Source organism: Mesorhizobium sp. M2C.T.Ca.TU.002.02.1.1, from assembly GCF_003997225.1.
On record NZ_RZTO01000569.1, the window covers coordinates 1 to 4119 of the forward strand.

Here is a 4119-nt window from a genome sequence, read left to right on the forward strand (position 1 = left end):
GATCACGCGTGCAGCACGGAACGTTTCGGGCGCCGAAACCATTTTCGAAAGTTTATCTTTCCTTTTTGCTGCTTTTCTTGGTTTCGCGGCATCGGCCCAAGCCGCAAACTGAGCATCAAGCAACCGGGGGAAGCCCTACGTGACGACAGCCTTCATCACAGGTGCGACGAGCGGCATAGGGCGCGCCATGGCGGCCGCCTTGAGCGATGCCGGCTACGAGGTCTATGCGGTCGGGCGCAGCAAGGCGGCGCTTAAGGAATTGCAGGCCGAACGCCCAGGCATCGTGCCGATCGCCGTCGATGTCACCGATCGCGAGGCCCTGGAATCGGTGTTGGCGGGCCTCACCATCGACGTCTTGATCAACAATGCCGGCATCATGCCGCCGCTCGGCAATTTCGCCGAGATGAAGATCGCCGACATCGACACCACCCTCGAAGTGAACCTCAGCGCGGCGATCCTGCTCACCCGGCTCGTCGTGCCGCAGATGCGCGAGCGGCAGTCGGGCCACATTTTGTTCACCGGCTCCGTCGCCGGCCACGCGGCATTCTCCAACATCGCCGTCTATGCGGCCACCAAGGCCGCCATCTCCGGTTTTGCCGGCGCGCTGCGCGCCGACCTCTCCCCATCCGGTATCCGCGTTACCGAGATCGTCGCCGGTCGTGTCGAGACGCAACTCTACAACGACATCCTCGACGCCAAGGCACGCGAAGCCATGTACGCGAGCAAAGTGGTGCAGCCGGACGACGTGGCCAGGATGGTCGTCGGCGTGCTCGCGCTGCCGGCGTGGGCCGACGTCACCCGTTTCGACATCATGCCGACCTGGCCGACTTCGCCGAGCGGCACCAAGTAAGGAAAACAGGATGAAAGACCTTTCCGTTCTGATCGTTGGCGGCGGCGCCGGTCTCGGCGCCCTTCTGGTCCGCATGGCCGTGGAGGCCGGCGCGGCGAAGATCGGCATCATCGACATCAACAAGGAAGCCGCCGAGGGCGCGCTCGAACCGGCCAAGGCCAAGGGCCTGCCGACCGTGGCCGCGACCTGCGACATCCAGGTCGGCCCACAATGCCACGCCGCCTTCGACGCCATCGTCGCGAAGCTTGGGCGCGTCGACACGCTGATCAACTGCGCCGCGATCTATCCGCGCCGGCCGCTGCTCGAGATCACCGACGCCGAGTGGGATGCCTCCAACGGCATCAACATCAAGGGCACCTACCATATGATGGTGGCGGCGGTCCGCCACATGCAGGCGCAGGAACCGAAAGCCCAGGTGCGCGGCCGCATCGTCAACCTGACGTCCGTCGACGCCTTCAAGGCGCATCCGCAGAACGCGCATTACGCGGCCACCAAGGCCGCCGTCGTCAGCCTGACGCGCTCCTTTGCGCATCACGTCGCCAAGGACGGCATCCTGGTGAATTCCGTCGCGCCGGCCGGCATGGCCACGGAGAAAGCGAAGGCGCTCGGCTTCCTCGAGGAACTGGCCAAGGCGAGCCCACTCGGCCGCGGCGCCGAGCCGACCGAAATCGCCGAATGGGTGCTCATGACCGGTGGGCCCAAGAACACCTACATGACCGGCGAAAATGTCATCGTTTCAGGCGGTTACATCTACGCCTGACAGACATGGCCAGCCGGGCGCGGCTGACATCCGGCAGTGCATGACCGACGGAGTCTCGAACGAAAGGAGGCGGAATTCACCATGACCGGCAAGCTTCGCCTCCCTTCGCTCAACGCGTTGCGCGTCTTCCACGCGGTCGTGCAGCACAAGAGCTTCCGCCAGGCCGCCGACGAGTTGCTGGTGACGCCGCAGGCGGTTGGGCAGCAGATCAAGCTCCTGGAAGACACGCTTCAGGTGACGCTGTTCGAACGCAAGGGCCGATCGATCGAACTGACCGAGTCGGCGATCCTGCTCTCGCACTACGTCAAGGCAGGCTTCGACGAATTCTCCGAAGGCGTGCGCCGCGTCACCAAGTCGAACTACCGCGACCGCATCAACCTCAATGCCAGTCCCTACTTCGCTACGCATTATCTGCTGCCCCGACTCTCGCTCTTCCGCGAGATGCTGCCGGGCGCCGACCTGCGCCTGACCACAATGGTCGACCTGCCCGACTTCGGCCGCGACGATATCGATATGACCGTGCAGTGGGGCTACGGCAACTGGCCCGACTACGAAGTCACGCTGCTGGTGCCGGATCCGAAGATCATCTGCTGCACGCCGGCGATCGGCGAGAAGATCAGCTCGGCGCGAGACCTGACGAAATTCACGCTGCTCGACACGGTCAAGTCGAAGCGCCTGTGGCCGGATATCTTGCGGCACCTCGGCGTCGAGCTGTCGGACGGCAACCGCAGCATCAGCTTCGACGACGCGGCGACGATGCGCCGGGCGACTCTGCAAGGCATCGGTGTCGGCCTGGTTTCCGTCATCGACGCCGAGGAGGACTTCCGCTCCGGCGCCCTGGTCGCACCGATCGGCCGCGACGCCATTGCCGACATGAAGCCGGAGGAAGTCCCCGGCTTCTATCTCGTCGTCCCGCGCGGGCATCTGCGCGTGAAGGCGGTGGCCGCGCTGCATCGATGGCTCGCCCAGGAGGACTGGCGCAGCGACCTCAAGCTCTCCTTGCCGAAACCGACCCCGCTTTCCGACTGAGAAGCGGCTTCGAGACCGAGTTCCGTAAGACGTCTTGCGGGGCTCCAACAACAAGAAACGGAACAACCTCAACAGTGGAGACTATCAAACATGAAAATGATCAAATGGGGGGCCGCTGCCATGGCCCTGGGCCTTATTCATCTGGCAGCACCGGCCGAAGCCGCCGGCGGCAAGACGCTCGAAACCGTCAAGGCGCGCGGCGTGCTCAACTGCACCGGCCATGACGGCTCCTATCTCGGCTTTGCCGAGGTGGACGACAAGGGCAACTGGAAAGGCATGGACATCGACCTCTGCAAGGCGGTGGCCACCGCCGTGTTCGGCGATCCGGCGAAGCTGAAGATCGTTCCGATCAGCTGGGCGCAGCGCTGGCCGTCGCTCCAGTCGGGCGACGTCGACATCATCATCAAGGCCTCGGGCGGCACGCTCAGCCGCGACACCGAGCTCGGCCTGCAATTCTCCAATTCCTATTATCTCGGCACGACCAAGGTGATGGCGCATAAGGAGCTCAACCTGAAGTCGCTCAAGGACGCCAATGGCGGCACGATCTGCATTCCCGCCGGCACCTCGCAGGAGCAGCAGGTCGCCGCCTACGCCCAGAAGCTCGGCATCAAGCTCGAGCCGGTGCTGATCGAAAAGACGGAAGAGCTCGAACAGGCCTATTTCTCCGGTCGCTGCGATCTCTATGCGCAATGGGGACCGACGCTCGCCATCGCCCGCATCGCCAAGAGCAAGGTCGAGGACCATGTGATCCTGCCCGACGTGCTGGCGGTCGAGCCCGAAGTGATGATCATGCGCCAGGGCGACGACAACTGGGTCGACATCGCCAACTGGACGCTGAGCACCCTGATCTTCGCCGAGCAGGAAGGCATCACCTCCAAGAATGTCGACGAGATCAAGGCCAAGCCGACCTCGCCGCAAGTGGCGAAATTCCTCGGCGTCACCCCCGGCATGGGCAAGGGCCTCGGGCTTTCCGACGACTGGGCCTACAACGTGATCAAGAAGGTCGGTAATTACTCGGAGATCTTCGAGCGCGATCTCGGCAAGGACTCGCCCTACAAGATGGATCGCGAGCTGACCAATCTGTGGAACAATGGCGGCGTCCTGTTCCCGCTGGTGATCGACTGATCCCCTTGGTGATCGATTGATCCATTCCTAACGCATCCGCTTTGAGCTCCGCCCGGCTGCCTGCCCGGCGGAGCCGGCGCCAATTCGGGAAGGTCCTGATGGTCAGCCTGCTGAGAAATCAGAAGGTCCGCAACGCGCTGTTGCAGGCCCTTTACGTCGGCTCACTCGCCGCGATGGTCCTTGCCTGCGTGATGATCGCCCGGCGCAACCTTGCCGAGCAAGGCATCACCTCCGGCTTCGACTTCCTGTTCAAGTCGACCGGCTGGGACGTGAATTTCTCGCTGCTGCCGGCCACCGCCAACGATCCCTACTGGTGGTTCTTCCTGATCGGCATCATCAACACGCTGTTCCTCGG

The 4119-nt window shown here is 63.6% G+C and carries 4 protein-coding genes and 1 pseudogene; all 5 read left to right on the forward strand.

Going from position 1 to position 4119, the window contains the following annotated elements; translation table 11 throughout:
• The first annotated feature begins 139 nt into the window (after window positions 1–139).
• Entirely contained in the window at window positions 140–850 is a 711-nt protein-coding gene (locus EOD07_RS25095) for an SDR family oxidoreductase (RefSeq protein WP_127237335.1), read from the forward strand.
• Window positions 851–860: 10 nt separating this feature from the next.
• Window positions 861–1610: an SDR family oxidoreductase gene (locus EOD07_RS25100; RefSeq protein ID WP_127237336.1), complete on the forward strand. Its 750-nt coding sequence runs from the start codon at window positions 861–863 to the stop codon at window positions 1608–1610.
• Between the two features lie 81 nt (window positions 1611–1691).
• Window positions 1692–2639 carry a LysR substrate-binding domain-containing protein gene (locus EOD07_RS25105; protein ID WP_040990554.1) on the forward strand — a complete coding sequence of 316 codons (948 nt, stop codon included), beginning with the start codon at window positions 1692–1694 and terminating at the stop codon, window positions 2637–2639.
• Between the two features lie 120 nt (window positions 2640–2759).
• Window positions 2760–3764 (forward strand): amino acid ABC transporter substrate-binding protein, encoded by a 1005-nt coding sequence (locus EOD07_RS25110; protein ID WP_245470463.1) that lies wholly within the window; start codon window positions 2760–2762, stop codon window positions 3762–3764.
• Between the two features lie 98 nt (window positions 3765–3862).
• Window positions 3863–4119, forward strand: a pseudogene (locus EOD07_RS25115) (ABC transporter permease); the annotation flags it as partial.